Origin of the sequence: Paenibacillus sp. RU5M (genome assembly GCF_900221055.1) — a bacterium.
Classification (GTDB): domain Bacteria; phylum Bacillota; class Bacilli; order Paenibacillales; family Paenibacillaceae; genus Paenibacillus; species Paenibacillus marchantiae.
Genome location: NZ_OBQM01000001.1, coordinates 1,013,089 through 1,029,084, shown reverse-complemented (window position 1 = coordinate 1,029,084; position 15,996 = coordinate 1,013,089). Strand labels below are relative to the sequence as shown.

At 40.8% G+C, this 15,996-nt stretch carries 8 protein-coding genes and 1 riboswitch; of the genes, 1 reads left to right on the top strand and 7 read right to left on the bottom strand.

The genetic code is table 11. The annotated features are described in order from the left end of the window. Nucleotides 1–204 precede the first annotated feature (204 nt). Both CRO25_RS04735 and CRO25_RS04730 read right to left on the bottom strand, forming a co-directional pair. Entirely contained in the window at nucleotides 205–1,242 is a 1,038-nt protein-coding gene (locus tag CRO25_RS04735; protein WP_063563680.1) for a branched-chain amino acid aminotransferase, read from the bottom strand. Nucleotides 1,243–1,660: 418 nt separating this feature from the next. After that, on the bottom strand, nucleotides 1,661–3,652 hold the full coding sequence (locus CRO25_RS04730) for a Na+/H+ antiporter (protein ID WP_079693757.1): 1,992 nt from the start codon (nucleotides 3,650–3,652) through the stop codon (nucleotides 1,661–1,663). 352 nt (nucleotides 3,653–4,004) lie between these two features. Here CRO25_RS04730 and CRO25_RS04725 point away from each other — a divergent pair, with 352 nt between their 5' ends. Then, nucleotides 4,005–5,111, top strand: coding sequence for an FAD-dependent monooxygenase (locus tag CRO25_RS04725; protein WP_079693758.1), 1,107 nt, complete (start codon nucleotides 4,005–4,007; stop codon nucleotides 5,109–5,111). Between the two features lie 170 nt (nucleotides 5,112–5,281). Here CRO25_RS04725 and CRO25_RS04720 read toward each other — a convergent pair whose 3' ends face one another. The 5 genes from CRO25_RS04720 to CRO25_RS04700 form a co-directional block, all read right to left on the bottom strand. After that, nucleotides 5,282–10,441: an NPCBM/NEW2 domain-containing protein gene (locus CRO25_RS04720; RefSeq protein ID WP_179132068.1), complete on the bottom strand. Its 5,160-nt coding sequence runs from the start codon at nucleotides 10,439–10,441 to the stop codon at nucleotides 5,282–5,284. 156 nt (nucleotides 10,442–10,597) lie between these two features. Then, nucleotides 10,598–10,689: riboswitch (cyclic di-GMP riboswitch) on the bottom strand. A gap of 192 nt (nucleotides 10,690–10,881) precedes the next feature. Then, nucleotides 10,882–11,370 carry an NUDIX hydrolase gene (locus CRO25_RS04715; protein WP_079693760.1) on the bottom strand — a complete coding sequence of 163 codons (489 nt, stop codon included), beginning with the start codon at nucleotides 11,368–11,370 and terminating at the stop codon, nucleotides 10,882–10,884. A gap of 371 nt (nucleotides 11,371–11,741) precedes the next feature. Continuing rightward, the gene (locus tag CRO25_RS04710) at nucleotides 11,742–12,956 is read right to left on the bottom strand and encodes an MFS transporter (protein ID WP_079693761.1); all 1,215 of its coding nucleotides are present in this window, start codon (nucleotides 12,954–12,956) and stop codon (nucleotides 11,742–11,744) included. 495 nt (nucleotides 12,957–13,451) lie between these two features. Then, the gene (locus CRO25_RS04705; RefSeq protein ID WP_063563670.1) at nucleotides 13,452–14,633 is read right to left on the bottom strand and encodes a NupC/NupG family nucleoside CNT transporter; all 1,182 of its coding nucleotides are present in this window, start codon (nucleotides 14,631–14,633) and stop codon (nucleotides 13,452–13,454) included. Nucleotides 14,634–14,635: 2 nt separating this feature from the next. Then, on the bottom strand, nucleotides 14,636–15,952 hold the full coding sequence (locus CRO25_RS04700) for a purine/pyrimidine permease (protein ID WP_079693762.1): 1,317 nt from the start codon (nucleotides 15,950–15,952) through the stop codon (nucleotides 14,636–14,638). Nucleotides 15,953–15,996 lie beyond the last annotated feature (44 nt).

Genomic DNA, 15,996 nt, shown 5'->3' with positions numbered 1-15,996 from the left:
TCTGGTATAAAAACGAAGGAATTTATGAAGTTTTAATACATCGTTAGATAGTGATTGAGAACTTAATGAATCTCATGGGCAATGTTTATTCAACATGGTTATTCCCTTCGCATACGTTTATGCGTGTCGAAAAAAAGGATGAAATCGAATAGATATCATTTTCCCTCTATGCACCCTTACATTTCAATAGAAAAAAGCGGGGCATTAAGCCCCGCCAATAGTAATGTTTGTAATCCAGCCTTCAGGCGCTGGGAGAACTCCCATCTGGATACCAGTAAGAGTTTCTAGTAGTTTCTTTGAAATAGGTCCCATTTCTGACATACCACTTGGGAAATATATTTCTTTACCATGGTCATCTATTTTACCCACAGGAGAAATAACAGCTGCAGTTCCACATAAACCACATTCTGCAAAATCTTTTACCTCTTCGAAAAGAACTTCCCTTTCCTCAACTTCAAGGCCGAGATATTTCTCAGCAACGACCATTAAAGATCGTCTGGTGATGGACGGAAGAATACTTTCTGACTTAGGTGTAACAACTTTATTGTCTTTGGTTATAAAGATAAAATTGGCCCCGCCTGTTTCTTCAACCTTGGTTCTGGTTGCAGCATCCAAAAACATATTTTCATCAAATCCATTTTTTTGGGCTGTCCTTAGCGCATGAAGACTCATGGCATAATTCAACCCTGCTTTGATATGTCCTGTACCATAAGGCGCAGCACGATCATAATCACTAACACAGAGGGTAAGGGGCTTGGCTCCTCCTTTAAAATAAGGGCCTACTGGTGTAGTAAATACTCTAAACTGATACTCTTCAGAAGGTTTAATCCCAATAACAGGACCACTTCCGAATAGAGTAGGTCGTATGTATAGTGTAGCACCAGAGCCATACGGTGGTACATATGATGCATTTGCTTTTACTGTCTCGACAATAGCATCTATAAACCTATCCTTTGGAAAGGGTTGCATATGAAGTCTTATAGCGGAATCCTCCATGCGCTGTGCATTTAAATCGGGACGAAAAATAGCAATTTGTCCGTCTTGGGTGGTATAGGCTTTTAAACCTTCAAAGCATGTCTGCGCATATTGGAGAACGCCTGCCGATTCGTTGAGCACTACATTGGTATCCTCTGTTAAAATTCCATCATCCCATTTTCCTTCTATAAAATTTGAAACATATCGTTTTTCAGTCTTTCTGTAATTGAATCCGAGGTTACTCCAGTCCAAATTTTGCTTTTCCATTTTGTCACCATACCTTTATTTTATCATTTCATTTTTGAACCATTTACTGCGATACTGCCTTTTCTAAAGCTTTAGGAATTCTTCCATTTGTAAGTTACACAATTAAATTCTATTGTCAAAATAACACGTTCAAACAATTCAGGTCAATTAATAACAATAAAAAGTTGGAGTTGTTTAAGTCTTATACATATCTAACAAAATTTTATTCATTACAAGCTATAAAAAACATAAATAATAGATACAGACCTAAAGTGAGGCCACTGGCTGACAATGTTTTGACATAATGATTTTTATGTTGAGTTTCTAAATCTTTTTGAAATCGTTCGTCGGACTAACTACTTTAGTCCTTTCAGCATAGAATAATTTAATTAATTTCCTACGGGTTAACATGTTGTTCCATTCGCTCTTCTCATAAATTCTAAGCCATTGCCTCTTCTCGCAGATCATGCTCCATGAAGAGAATATCACGTTTCATTTCTTTCATGCCCTGTCTTGAAATCCGCCCTGTCTCAAACATAGATTGAATGTTGTCTCGCTCCAGTTGAATTCCGACCCGGCCCAGATCCTGCATCGACAAGTCGAACTCTCGTCGGGAGTATGTGTCCGATTCGTTTCTAGTCATACGCAGCAGTATACTTTCATATTGCAAGATCAGTGAGCTGATTGCCTCTATATCCGATTCGCCTTCTGAAAGCAGACCTTTTAGCTGCTCAATGACATAAGCCATATTTTGAATTTTGAGTCTGGTCAATTCAGCGCGTCTTTCTCGAATGCTTAGTCGGGCAGGATTCAGCATCCCGAACATTTCGACCCATTGCTTAATAGGAAAAACCTCTTTTTTATAGCGGACATCTCTTGTGCGCATAAACAACAGTTGGTTAATTCTTTTAAGGTAATTGTACGCTGTATATGGATTTACTTCTTTCTTTTCAAGAGCAAGCAACGTATTCTCTCTTTCCCATTTCATGACAGACAGACCCAAGGACCGCTGTGTCTTATCTTTCTTTTCATCTTTCCTAAGTGTTCGGATTCTGGAAGTATACATATTGATAATATGGGCGGTCGCAAGCCGGTTCTGGTCCGTGGTCAGTTCATTTAATCCGGTAACCACATTCCTCAGAATCTCAATTTTCGCCTGAATTTCGTCCTCTTCCTGCTCCGTTTGTGTTTCTTTACCTAATAAAAGCGGCAACAGATAGTTGGATGCCAGAAGAGTCCACAAGATTACTCCAGCCGCAAGGAAAATGATCAGATCTCTGGCTGGAAATGCAGTTCCATCATTCAGAAAAAACGGCAGTGACAAGGTACTCGCCAGTGTAATCGTTCCCCGGACTCCCGATAGACTGAGGATAAGCGCATTCTTCAACCGGAGTCGCCAAGGTTCGCGCGGTTTGGCACCTTCAGGATTATCCATTAGCATTGCCCAGATGAGACGCAGCCCGAGTACAGCTAAAGTCAATAATAGTGTGTACATAATGACTTTAAAATTCCCTATGTCCGGGTTACTCCAAATCGTCTGGATAATATCAGGAAGCTGTGTTCCAAGTAGTAGGAAAACCAGTCCGTTCAATACAAAGATAATGACCGACCAGGTGCTTTTGGATACAACACTCAGCTTGGCTAACTCGGGGTTCATTTTCTTGTAACCAAAAGAATGGGCGATTCCTGCGGCGACAACAGCCAGGATACCGTTGACCCCTAATTCCTCCGCAGCCATGAAAATCAAAAAAGGAGTCAGGATCTCAATCAGCATGTGGAGCGTGACATTTTCCATCCCCAATTTGCGCAACCACTTCACCACACCATATTTTACTAAGGTAAGCAGAAGGCCTAACACCACACCGCCAAGTGAAATGGCAATAAAACTGATACTGGCCGTTTTGAAAGAGAATACACCTGTGACCATTGCAGCTACAGCGAATTGAAAGGAGACCAGCCCTGATGCGTCATTTATTAACGACTCTCCCTCAAGAATTTGCATCGTCTGATGGGGGATCTTCACTTTCTGCTCCAGTGCACCCACGGCCACAGCATCGGTAGGTGCTAGTGCAGCTGCCAATGCGAAGGCTGCCGCCAGCGGGATGACCGGAAGTAACCAATTCAGGAAATATCCCATCACGGCTACCGTTACAAACACCAGATCCAGCGCTAGCAAAAGGATCGGTTTCTTCAGCTTCCAAAGCGCTTCTTTATCCGCATGCCTGCCATCATTGAATAGCAACGGGGCAATGAATAAAAGCAAAAACAACTCTGGATTTAATTTCAGTTCATAATGCAAGGGCAGCAAAGTAATTAACATCCCCAGCGCAATTTGAATAATAGGCACGGAGACCGAAGGGATAAACCGGTTTACTAAATTGGATAAAGAGACTGCCGCCAGCATCAACAAAATAAATTCAAACAATTCCAAACGTATCTTACCTCCATATTTATCTGCAATAAGCAGCTTTTCGTAAAACAGGTTTCTAACAAGAAGTCATCTTATTTTAAAATGCATTTATGAACTGTATATGAATCGCTTTGCACCTAGCCTGCCCAGAGCAATATTCTATAATCCACATAGGTATTTTTATCGGAATTGCCGATAATTTCATTAATACTTTCTAATCGAATTTTTTTTCTGGAGGTACCCCGCGCTGTTGAAAAACAAAAGCAGCCGCTTAGCGGCTGCTTCTGCATAACTACATTCATATTCAGTTCACAAAGCTATTTTATTCTATACAACATCATTAGAAATATTATGGATCATGGGAGGAACGAATATGAAAAAAAATATTCTAGTTAGCGGGGCGAGTTTCGCCGGAATTTCAACAGCCTACTGGATGAAGCAGTTTGGCTACAACGTGACCGTTGTTGAGATCGCTGAAGGTCTTAAAAAAGGCGGCACACCTGTAAATATCCGCGAAGACACCGCCGACATCGCGAAACGTATGGGGCTTCTAGACCAAATCCAGTCGAACAAAATAGACATGGAATTGATGGAATTCAAAAATTCCGATGATGTCACTGAAAGAGTCGAAATCCGTGAGCAGCTTGCAGAAGATGAATATGAAATCGAGCGAGATGTATTGCTGGATATCATGTTCGAGGCTGTCCAAGATGACGTTGAGTTTATTTTCGGAGATAGCATTACGTCATTAAAGGAAGAAAGTGATGGCGTTGAAGTAGTTTTCAAAGGAGGACAAAAGCGCTCGTATGACCTGGTATTCGGCTGTGATGGTATTCATTCGGCCGTCAGAAAATTATACTTCGGCGAGGAAGCGGAATTTTCGCATTTTCTTAAAACGTATTTCTCTATCACGATCGTGGATAAGTTGTTGATCCGGGAGAATACGACACAGATGTACAACGAGCCGGGCAAGGCGGTCATGCTGAACTCTTATAACAATAAAACCGATATCGTGCTCTGCTTTTCTTCGGAGAAGGAACTCCCTTACGACTACCGAAACGTGGAACAGCAGCGGGATATCATTTTGAATCAATTTTCCGGACTAGGCTGGCGAACGCCGGAATTGCTGGAAGAAGTGAAGAACTCAAAAACTTTTTACTTTGACAAGCTGTGCCAAATGAAAATGCCGTCGTGGACAAAAGGCAGGGTAGCCCTAGTCGGTGATGCTGGATACTGCGCCTCTCCGGCTGCTGGCATGGGTGGATCACTCGCAATAGATGGAGCGGCAGCCTTGGCTGATGCTTTCCAAAAAAACCATGGGAATTATGAACTTGCGTTCCAAGAATATAATCAGAGTTTCCGTCCTTTCATCGAGGAAGTTCAAGCAAACGCAGAAATGATGGTAGATTTTCTAGTCCCACGAACTGAAGAAGACATTCGCGAAAGAATTTCGCAAACGGCATCCATCAAGGACATATAAGGACCGATCTGTAGGATATTGAGACTATCCTTTGAGGGTATTTTTTCAGTGTGTATTTGTTGAGTTTAATGATTAGAATCAAGTTCTTGTCCTCAGTTTGGGGCAAGAACTTGACTCCTCAAACAAAAAAAACCGCTAAATTAGCGGTTTTCAATGGATGCATGCAAAGTTTATTGGTGATTTATCATATAGATCAATCCTATAAGATTACCTTTTACCTCGTATACCAAGTTAAAGGTGTAATATCCTTTTTCTTCATTGGACATATCTATAGTGAACTTGTCGGGGCTCTTTTCCCATTCGCTCACATTGATCAGTGTTTCTTTAAACGTTTTATTGTTTCTAACACTTGCTGAATAGGGGATCACTTTATTACCATCTATTCCTGTAACCAAATTTGTGACTTCAATGCTAGGGCCCGTTAGCTCTCCTACTTCAATGATTTGAGGATTTGCCAACAAGTTAGCGAGTTTGGTTAACCCTTTTAATGGCGAGAAATCCGTAATTGCATTGCCTGTGATATCTAACGTCACCAAGTTATTTGCGTACTGCAACCCCTCTAGGGATTTAACTCTTCCAGATTTACTATTAAGTGTTGTCAACTTCAGCATATCGCCAAGGGTTAGATCTCCCGTTATTCCTAGCGTTGTCTTAATAGAGTCTCTTAAATATTCATCTTGTATGACAATCGACGCAGTTAAATCAACTTCGGTTAATCCAGCTATTGCTGCCTGTAATGCCGCTAGTGCTGTATCCACTTCTTCTTGCTTAACTTCCTTATTAGCCAGGATCTCCTCGGCGGCGGATAAGCTAGCGGTGAACGCCGCAGCACTCTCCTCTGTGTACCCATCAAGATTAATCACTTTAGCATCTGTAACAACTTGTTCCAGATCTCCAGTATATAGTCTAGCCGCGTTGACAAAATGTAGCTTTGTATCTCCCCATGTGGCATGGTCAGATCCATTGCCATTTCCACCATCTGTCACGACTAATTTAAGCTCTTTCGCTCCGTTAATGTCTACTTCAATGAATTTTTGCGGATCTCTAGAGTTCATAACTCCACTGTCGAATTTCTTATCTCCATCCACATAAACCTCAAAGCTTACAGAGCCGACAGAACCATACATTTGCCGATCTACACCCACATAGGACGTGAAGTAATCATAATTCTTATCGCTTAAATCATACACAATCGTAGAGTTCGAATGTGCTCCAATGCCTCTGTCATAGATTACTTCACGATTATTCTCATCCGTTAATCTCAAAGCATGATTACTAATCGAAATATCCTTTTGCGGAGCAGCATAGCTATTTTGGGTAGAAGTCAAATCAACATCTGTCAGATACTTGTAATCCTCCATGTTAACGACAGCGATCGTACGTGTTTGCGTCACTACATTACCATCGCTATCCGCTACAGTGTAAGTGATTGGATATTCTCCAACTCGATTGAAATTCACTTGCTCTCTTCCCGTAACCACTACACTAGAAGTTAAATCCCCATCCTCAGCATCCGCGGCTTTATAATTTTCATCGATCTGGAGGGTTTGTCCTACTTTCATCGATATCGATTTCGGTATCGTAAGTGTTGGCACACTATTTAGTACAAGGAACTTTGCATCTGCAAAATCAGCATGATCAGAAGCATTTCCGTTACCTGCATTATCTACGATTAGCTTCAATTGCTGTACACCCGCAAGCGGGATTTGAACCCTTTTGGCTTCCGTACCATATTTCATCAATCCACTGTTATACACTTCTTGGCCATCTGCCAGAATACTGAACTTCACGCTAGAGTTATTCTGCTCCGGAATATTGCGATCGACACCTACGATCGTTTCAAAATAGGCGTAGTTATTATGGGCAAGATTATATACGATCTCCGAATTGGCGTGTGTTCCAATTCCCTTTTCAAACTCTTGAATTGCACCATTGACGAGTAACTTGATTGGATTGTTCGAACTGGCTTTATCTTTTCTAACCACATTATAATCTGTTTTAGCCGACTCCCAGTTCAAATCGCTTGCATAGGGGATGGCGCTGTAAACAACGATTTGTCGTATCTTTGTAATGGCATTTCCATCGCTGTCAGTCACTTTGAATTGGACTTGATACGTTCCAGACTTACCTGGATTGAAACCATTCAAGTTCACTTCAACTTGTGATGTTAAATTACCATCTTCGGCATCAAATGCTTCTACGCCCTTCAGCACATCAAACTCACTATTTAACTTCACTGTAGCCATTTCTTCAGGAACCGTTAACGTAGGTAGGCTAGCATTATTTGTGAACTTTGCATCTGCCCATACCGTGTGATCCGCTGTATTTCCATTGTGGTTCGCATCGGTTGTGACGAGCTTCACTTCTCTTGCGTCTGTTACAGGGATCTGTACAAATTCATGTTCTGTACTCGATTTGAACACATCACTGCTAAATTTCTGTTCCCCATCGACGTAGATTTCGAACGTTGCAGAGGAAGCTGCATTACCTTTCACAGCCTGATCGATACCAATATAACTCTCGAAAAAGTCATACCCTTTGCCTTCAATGTTGTACACAACTTCAGAGTTGGCATGAACACCTAACCCCTTAGTATACATTGCAGCTAGACCTTGTCTTACTAAAGTAATTGCGCTACCTGATGGTGCCTTGTCCTTCTTCAAGGAGCCCCAGCCTACACTAGCTGATGCCGTATCCAGATCGGAGGCGTACACATAATCACTTGTTACGGTTACGTGCGCCGTTTTGGTTTCGGTAGTTCCTTCATTCTTGATTTCAAAGACAACCTCATAATTTCCTTTTGTCGTGATATCCACGTTATTTGATTTTACAGCGATAGTATCGGTAAGATCTTTCCCTTGATAATTCGCTGCCTTAACGTAGCTGATTGGATCAAAAGCCTGATTCAGCTTGAGCGTAATATGCTCTTCAACCGATAGCATTGGTTTGAATGCCTTAACCTCTACCGGGCTCAGCGCATTCAATTTTTTATCATAACCAATGATCTTATAGGTATAGTTTTGAGCCATATCGACATTGGCGTCTACAAATTGGTCCGTACCCGTAAATCCAACTAAGACATTGTCCCGGTATATTTCATAACCCAGGAAATCTTCCTTGTAGGCTTTATCCATATTAAAGGTCAACGTATTCGTTTTTGCTGCTGCATTCGAGCTAATATTGATGTTGATAGGAACATTTTTATTAGCGATCCCTGTTCCTTCATAGTGGACGACTGAATTATTTAAATACCATAACTTGTTGGACGCCGGGTATTTGCTTACCTTCACTTTGGTCTCGGGATTGACTGTAAAACCGTGTCTAGCAAAAAAGCTGCTCAAATCCTGACCTAATACTTCTGACGAGAATTCTACTAAATATTGTTGTCTGGAGCTTTCCCCATTAGGAAGGGATACTTTACGATCTCGATATAGACTATTTAACTCCGCCCAGTACCCTGGATGGGCCAATTCTAATTGCCAGAATGCGCCGAGTCTCGCAAAAAGACCCTGCTGTTCCATCGCTACTTTATTTTCTTGAATAACATATTTATAAATATCCGATTCAAATGGGATGCGTGTATCTATGGAATTACGCTCTACTGACATCAACATAGGTAACATGTTATTGCTGACCTCACCATACTCCCGTTCACCTACAGCCATGCGGTGCCCGATCTCATGCGATAAACCCCAACCTGGATATACCTTGCTGAAATCTTGTAGCATCAAAGGTATGGTTTCAGCCTGAATTCCAGTATGGTCACCTGCTGCATACATCGCACCATACGGCTGCATTAATCTAATATTCTCTCGAATAAGCCTAGGATCATGGTTCTCACTGCGGCCATCTAGACCAAAGTAATCAAATAATCTATTAATCCATACATCATAACCCGTTAAGGTAGCCACAGGATTTTGACTCTTCGTAATAAACTCATTGTAGGCTTGTGTAGCCGTACCTGTAAAAATAATACGATCACTCACCATTTCAACTACGTCGATCATTTCACGGTCTTTAATGTTCGGATGGGCTGCTTTATCTGCATCTAATCTTTGTTTATAATCGTTCAAGAAAGCTACAAATTCGGCCGGATCAGAGTCCTGCGTCATCATCGGGAACCGTTCTACACCTTCAAAACGAATACGAGGCGCTTGACCTTGTTCTTCAGACGTATAAGGATTAACGATGTAGATAGGTCCACCTTTTGTTACATCATGGGCGTAAGCACTGGTTGTAGGGTTTTCAGGTACCACGATCGTATTTTTTCCAGGACGCAATTGCACCCCCTTTGCCCAGCTATTCCAAGCACCTTCTTGCTGCGAAAAGATCAATGAAGGCACTTTATCAGTAGAATCGACATCCACATATACGTTAATCGTATCGCCCGGCATGGCTACAAGTCCGGTAGGCTGGTTATTGGTGCCCATACTAAATCTTAAGTTTTGCTGGGCATGCTTCTTCATATCGCCATGTTGTTCAGCTGTAATGATCATTCCTGCGGTTTGCAGTTCACCGCTCACGATCTTTTGGGCTACATCAAGCTGAGCTTTAAACTGAGAATATAAAGGATGGGACTTTGCCTCATTTTCCAAAGCAGTTATTTTCTCTACTGTGTTAAACTCCCCGCTAACCTGACTATATGTATTATCCGTAAACAGTTTGTTCATCTTATCCGACAGAGCATCTTCTTTATAAAAAGCAAACTCAGCCGCACTCGCCCAATCTTGATTTGCCTTCTTGAAGACAAACATGATTCGCTTAAATGCTGTTGGCGCAAATTTCATTTCAACTACGTCACCTGTGGAGCCTTTATACTCCCCCGTGGATACTAACGTGAAATCATCGCCTGCATCCGTCATTGAACTGTAAATCTCAAACTCTTGAGCGAATCCTTTCCCTTTAGCTCCAGTTTGTCTAGCTGCGTACACGATTCTATTTAATGTAGTCGATTCATCCAAAAGAAGTACGACCTCATTTGTAAATGTTGAAGAATTGGGTTTACCTGTTTCCCAGTGTGTATTTATATCTCCATCAATCGCCTTATTTATGGTAGAACTTGAGTAGTTCCCCCCATTATTAGTGATTGACTTAATATGAGTAGTGTTCATTTTAAAGACATCATTATAAGCATTTAAAATGTCTTTTCCGTATAAATCAAACAGTTTAACGGATGCCACAGTGGGTACAATAGTGCCACGATCCCCTGCCTGGTTTGTCACAGTAGCATTAGAAACACTGGATAGTTGACTTGCTGCAGCATACCCTGCTTCACTTGACAGGCCAACGAGTAGTGCTGCAGATGTAGCGATTGCAATCATTTTTTTCATAATTGTTTCCTCCTGATGAATGATAGTTATGACAACTGACCTAAAATAGCGCAAAAAAAAACTACCCATAAGAGTAGTTTTATTGCACGCAAAGCTATTAAAAGATGAAGACTTCACCTTTTATAAACTTCTAAGAACAAAAAGCATCATATACTCTTTGGCAACTGGCTGACATTGTCATAAAACTTGAAACTTTAGTCCCTGTAGCTTTGCGTCCCTACGTTTCCATAGGTTTGCCTATTCAGTTGTAAGTACATTTAGACATATTATCACAGCAATACATCAATCACATGGTTAATTAGTATGATATAGGACTAGGTAATTTAAATTATTTTTTAATGATTCTTGGCAGCTAATCACGTTGATTAGCTGCCTTCTTGATTTTATTGATCTATCGTTACTCGTTAGTGCAAAGTTTTTAAACGCAAACCCACTTACAATTAAACACGCTTTTGAAGCTTGACATCACATTCTGACATATTCCCAGTGACGTATTCGATATAATTCACAGAGCCATTAAAGTTCAAATATGCTTCATAACGCATGCGGATGGCGGGTAATGTAATCCAATCCAGAACATTTTCCTTTGGAACCCAACTACATTCGCTCGTTTCATCAGAAGTCGCTAACTCTCCACCTACAGCTTTGCACACGAAATCAAACATAACCTTTGTGGGAACATCCGTCACACCGTCATACCACTTATGTATCGCTGTATTCGAAACAACATTAATTAAATGGTTAACCTCCGCGTCAATTCCACTTTCCTCTTTTATTTCACGAATCACACCATCAATCAGATTTTCTCCAACTTCAGTTATGCCACCAGGATACACCCAACCATCATCATGGGCTTTTACTAATAGGATATTTCCATTTCCATCTTCTACAATTCCACCTGATGAGACAATATGTGTCGGAAACGTCATTTCACAACCTCCAATTTCAGTAAATTTGTATATTTATTCCACAGACTCCCTGAATTGTCCTCCTTTTGTGAACATACTTGAAAGTGGCTTAAACTCAGCTTAAGCTTATTTCCCGAACAAGATCAATGTATGGAGATCGAAACTTTAGTTTTTGATATTCTAAGGACCTTAGTCGACGAGGATGGCACCATAAATCGTGAGGTATAGGCAAAATGAGCTGAACCTACACGAAATTGCAGTAAGCAAAAAGTCATTTGTATCTAAATCTGAAATTTGATTAAAATCATTAAAATTCAAAAAAGGATCTGAGATAATTTGTTTAATGTCCGAATCTTAATCTCTGGACCATCCTCCACAGTCCGCTCAATTCATTAAGTTCGTGCACGCTGTACGCGCTTAATTCCTGTTCGCAGTGAAAGCCCAAAGCAAAGAATCAGGATGATTCCGGCAACCACATAAGGGTAGTTAACATTGATATCAAACATCATTCCAGCTACTACCGGCCCGATGATATTGCCAAGGCTGGTAAAAGCGGAGTTAAGTCCAGCCAAATATCCTTGATGTTCTTTTGCGACCATGGACATTTGAGTGCTGATGGCCGGACGCAAAATATCGATGGACAAGAAGACAACGAAGGTGACCGCGAAGATCAGCCAATATTGGTGTACGAACAACGTCAACAGAACAAATACCCCGGCAAGGATCAAGCAGACTGTAATGACTGTTTTCTCACCATAACGGCTTATAATCCAACCGAAAATGGTTAACTGAATCAACGCGCCCCCAATAGAGCCGAATGTGAAAATGAAGGCAATATCCTTTGGTGTGAAGCCAAACTTATGGTCAACGAACAGACCGTATACCGCTTCATAGTTGGCAAGTCCAAAGGACATGACGAACACAATAATTAAACTGATAAAATAAGGCTCGCGGTATGTAAACCTTAACTGTTGAATTAGACTTCTTTTGGGTTCCAGATTAGGCATTGCTTTGTCGCTATTCCCATTACCCTTTACAAGGGATGAAAGAGATTCCGGCAGGACAATCATAGTAAGGATCGCAGCGATTAGACCAGCAACCCCCGCAGCATAGAACGGAACACGAATGCCGAATTCGGCAATATAGCCCCCGATGCCGGGGCCAATGATGTAGCCTGTCGAGATCGAGGCATTAATGAATCCCATTCCCTTCGCACGATCTTCCTCGGAGGTTACATCCGCCACATAAGCCATAACCGTTGGCATGATGAGTGCTCCACTAACGCCACCCATCATCCGGGATACAAAAAGCAGCAAAGCTGAGTCGGCTAACCCAAATATCACTTCAGCACAGGCGAAAACTAGCATTCCGGCGACAATCATTCGCTTGCGTCCTAAGGAATCGGATAATCGTCCCGCCAGTGGTGAGAAAATCAACTGTGTAAATGCAAAGGAAGCAGTAAGCATCCCAGCAATCGTACCGTTAATATCTAAAATAGTAATATATTGCGGTATCACTGGTATGACCAGACCGATACCAGCAAAAACTAAAAATAGGTTAAACATCAGAAGCAGCAGAGCGCCCCGATTTTTGAATAATAAAGCCATCTAAATTGTCCTCCCTAAATCAAATATTGAATATGTATGCTAAATATGTAACTTCCGCAGACGCTGATCTAACCCATTGTGAAGTGAAGAATAACCAACATATGATACCTATTTTCATTCAAAGATACTTTTTAAAGATAAATGTTTAAAAAGTGTGGAGTTAAATGTAATACACATTTTTTCCGCTGTCAATATATACTTTCTTAAATTTAATGTGTTGATCGGTGAGTGAGCCGATTCCCTCGATCAGACGTATTGGACTGACAGTCTGTAATTATTCAATGTACAGTTCAGGCTGAAAACCCCGGTCTGACCGCTCGTGACTATATAGACAGCAACCGGTTCGTCGTCCCGAATATGAGCAAACAGACGAAAAAAAAGCCGCTAAAATTAGCGACTTTTAATGTGATAATTTTTATGTCCCTCTGACATCAACTGTCTTTTTGGAACAACTCCAATTCGAGTTCAATGGTATTCAAAATAGAAATAATTCAACTAAAATATAATTCCGATAATTATAGCGGATAAAACGCTTACAAGTGTTGCGCCATATAACAGCTTCAATCCAAAGCGAGCAACAATATTCCCCTGTTTTTCATTCAGCCCTTTTACTGCACCCACGATAGTACCAATGGACCCAAAGTTAGCAAATGAGATTAGAAAAACGGAAACAATAGCTGTAGTACGGCCACTTAAACCGTCTTGAATCTTAACAAAGTCTAACATGGCAACAAATTCATTCGCAACCAGCTTCGTTGCCATGATACTCCCCGCATGAACCGCTTCATGCCATGGCACACCGATCATAAAGGCAATTGGTGCAAAGACATACCCTAGAACTCCCTGAAATGATATTCCAAATATGCCACTAAAGACCCCGTTAATTAAAGCAATGATTCCAACAAAACCAACTAACATTACCCCAACTACGATGGCTACTTTAAATCCATCCATAATATATTCGCCCAGCATTTCAAAAAACGTTTGTTTGCCCTCTTCCTTAACTTCAACGATATCTTCTTCTGCTGTAACTTCATACGGATTAATGATGGATGTAATGATAAAGCCGCCAAATAGGTTTAAAATTAATGCAGCTACTACATATTTAGGTTCCAGCATCGTCATATATGAACCAACAATGGACATCGATACCGTCGACATTGCAGATGCACATAATGTATACAAGCGATGTTTTGGCAATAATCCAAGCTGATTTTTCACAGAAATAAATACTTCATTCTGTCCTACAATTGCGGCTGCAACCGCATTATAAGATTCCAATTTGCCCATGCCATTTACTTTACTTAGCACCAGACCAATATACTTGATAATGAACGGCAGTATTTTGTAATGTTGCAGGATTCCTATTAATGCTGACATAAAAACAATTGGCATCAACACAAACAGGAAAAAGGTATGAGCTCCTTCATTGGCAATCCCACCAAAAACAAAGTTCGTTCCTTCGTTAGCATATCCAAGTAATTTCGAAAAACTATCGGCAAACCCTTTAATTAAAAATTCGCCTATACTCGTTTTTAGTATAATTAATCCCAAACCTAACTGAATAACAATCATTATGATGATTGGACGATATTTGATTTTCCGCTTATTATTACTCGCAAGCCAGGCTAGTAATAGAACAATAACCAGACCAACAACAGAAATTAGATAATGCATAATTAACCCTCCAAATTATCGATACTTTTTTTGGAATCCTCATATCGATTTGCATCTTTCCACATTAACCCTTGTTCCAAAACAATCGCCAATAGACTTCCGCAAATTAACCCATTATTCAAAATGGCTATTACAATCGGAGATAAATGGCTCGTAGCGGATGTAGGAATAAACATTAAACCCACACCAACTAAAAGAGAAACTCCGCTAACAACAAATGTTCGTTCTTCATGCAGAACCTTCTTCAATTCCTTCAGCGATAATCCAACCATCTTCACAAAGATAACGAATGTAACGGCATAGCCTATAGGCGCTGGAATACCGGATATTACGTTCATTATTGGCGGAAACAAGGATACAGAGATGACTAAGATGCATCCAATTAAAAACGATTTCCGTTCCCTCATCCCTGTTTGTTCAACATATCCCGCCGCTCCCGAAATAGGCACTGAGCCAATCGCTCCGAAACTGCCACCAATAAAATGGGTAATGCCAGAAATAAATCCGGCACGCAAATAACGCTTATGATCCAATTTCTTTTGTTTCATAACGGTCTCCATCAACCGAATAGACGCAAGCGCATTGGTTATTAACAATAGTGTTAATAGAAAGGCAGTTGTGACTGTCCCGCTATCAAATCTTGGACTTCCAAAAGGAAATAGTTTTGGCAGTTTAAATAGTGTATCCGCCGGTGAAATCACCGGCATCTTGTCGCATATGATAAACAATAAGCAGCCTATCGATATACTGATTATTACTGAAAATTGGCGCAGCAAAACAAAGCGACTGTTCCCTAACCCAAAGGTAATGCAAATCACAATCACACTCAGCACGAACACTTTAACATCTAACAAGGTGTGGCTAGACGTGATCCCCATCATACCTTTCATAAAAGAACCGCTTAATTGAAAGATCAATAAGAGCAAATATATAAAAGTGACCGTTGGCGTAAATAGACGAGCGATTTTATCCATCAGCTTAAATGCTGAGATTAGGATAAATAAAACTCCACTACAGATCATTCCCCCACTTAAAGCTTGCAGGGCAGCAATATTCGAAGAATACAATACCCCCACTAAACTTGCGTAAATAGTGAAAATGCTCCACCATAACCCTGCTGGACCTTCATGAATAGGGAATTTATGGCCGATGACGCCTTGTAAAAATCCAGCTATTCCTAAAGTAATTAGTGTGCTCTGGATGAGTCCAGAAGCCTCCATGGGTGTTAGGTTATATAAATCTGCGATAGCAATTGGCGCAGCAATTGCACCTGCGATCATAAAAATCATCCACTGCAATCCAGACAGTACTACCTTCATTTCTTTCTCACTCTCTTTTCTTACTACACCACTCTTATCGGTAG

Bases quoted from the DNA above. Each gene is read 5' to 3' on its own strand.
- CRO25_RS04735 (WP_063563680.1), bottom strand. From the start codon at position 1,242: ATGGAAAAGCAAAATTTGGACTGGAGTAACCTCGGATTCAATTACAGA.
- CRO25_RS04725 (WP_079693758.1), top strand. From the start codon at position 4,005: ATGAAAAAAAATATTCTAGTTAGCGGGGCGAGTTTCGCCGGAATTTCA.
- CRO25_RS04720 (WP_179132068.1), bottom strand. From the start codon at position 10,441: ATGAAAAAAATGATTGCAATCGCTACATCTGCAGCACTACTCGTTGGC.
- CRO25_RS04715 (WP_079693760.1), bottom strand. From the start codon at position 11,370: ATGACGTTTCCGACACATATTGTCTCATCAGGTGGAATTGTAGAAGAT.
- CRO25_RS04710 (WP_079693761.1), bottom strand. From the start codon at position 12,956: ATGGCTTTATTATTCAAAAATCGGGGCGCTCTGCTGCTTCTGATGTTT.
- CRO25_RS04705 (WP_063563670.1), bottom strand. From the start codon at position 14,633: ATGCATTATCTAATTTCTGTTGTTGGTCTGGTTATTGTTCTATTACTA.
- CRO25_RS04700 (WP_079693762.1), bottom strand. From the start codon at position 15,952: ATGAAGGTAGTACTGTCTGGATTGCAGTGGATGATTTTTATGATCGCA.